The following is a 1,194-nucleotide window of genomic DNA, read 5'->3' as shown; positions in this document are numbered from 1 at the left end:
GGAGGCCTTTGCACAGAATCTGATTGGTGATTCTGTAGTGTTGGTCGCTACGGGAGATTCGCGGATGGTTGATCGTGTGCTTGGTCAATTGAGCTTGGCGGACGGCCTGGCCTCGTCGGACGAGACAATCTTCGATCTTGTTGCGAAGGAGATCGACTGGGGTCCGATCGAGGCGCTTCTGGGCGCACGCAGCGGAGCCGGGCCGGGCACGGCCAGCTATCCGGCGCCAGTGCTGATGCGCTGCCTTTTGTTGGGCGTATGGCATGGGCTGAGCGATCCGGCGCTTGAGGCGCAGATCCGCGACCGGCTGTCGTTCCGCCGCTTTGCCGGCTTCAGCCTTTCGGATCGCACGCCCGACCATTCGACGCTGTGGCGCTTCCGCGAGGAGCTGACGCGCGAGCGGCTGATCGACAAGGTGTTCGAGGAGATCAACCGCCAGCTTGAGGACAAGGGCCTGATCGTCAAGCGCGGCACGCTGGTCGATGCCTCATTCCTGCAAGCTCGCGGCCGCCCGCCGAAACAGCCCAAGAAGGGCCATCAGGGCCCGGTCAAGCCATCGGTGGACAAGGATGCGCGCTGGGGCAAGAAGGGCAAGAAGAGCACCTTCGGCTACAAGATGCACATCGGCGTCGACCAGGATCATACGCTGATCCGGCGCGTCGAGGTGAGCGAAGCCTCGGTCACCGATACCGAGCCGGCCGACGCACTGATCAGCGGCGATGAAAAGGCGGTCTATGGCGATCAGGCTTATTATACCCACGCCAGACATGCCCGGCTGGTCGAGGCAGGCATCAAGGACCGCCTGATGCGGCGGCCCAACAAACATCATCCCGAGTTGCCGCCGCGCCAGAAGCGGCGCAACCAGCTGATCGCCAAGGTGCGAGCGGCGGTCGAGCGGCCCTTCGCCGTGTTCAAGGAGAGCTACGCCATGCGGCGCCTGCGCTTCTTCAACCTCGCCGCCAACCGCACGCAGTGCATGCTGGCCGCCTGCGCCTACAACCTGCGCCGCATGGTCGGTGCCCTCCATCCGCCAGGCGAGAAGCCGGCATAAGCAGGAGTCCGTCCATAATCGGCCGGATCAGCCGATTATCCTGAAAAATTGCCTCGCTGAACGCCCAGGCAGCGCTCTCGGCGCTCAAAAAAGCATATATCTCTCAAATCGCATATCTATGCGCCTTCTCTGCAAAGGCCTCA

Annotated in this window: 1 protein-coding gene; it reads left to right on the top strand. The window is 62.8% G+C overall.

Translation table 11 applies throughout. The features are described from left to right. The first annotated feature begins 64 nt into the window (after nt 1–64). The gene (locus tag AC0L2Y_RS34430; protein ID WP_473562315.1) at nt 65–1,051 is read left to right on the top strand and encodes an IS5 family transposase; all 987 of its coding nucleotides are present in this window, start codon (nt 65–67) and stop codon (nt 1,049–1,051) included. Nucleotides 1,052–1,194 lie beyond the last annotated feature (143 nt).

This window comes from Mesorhizobium sp. WSM4830 (assembly GCF_055811495.1).
The sequence above is the reverse complement of the archived record's forward strand: the minus strand, read 5'-3'. Positions and strand labels throughout refer to the sequence as shown.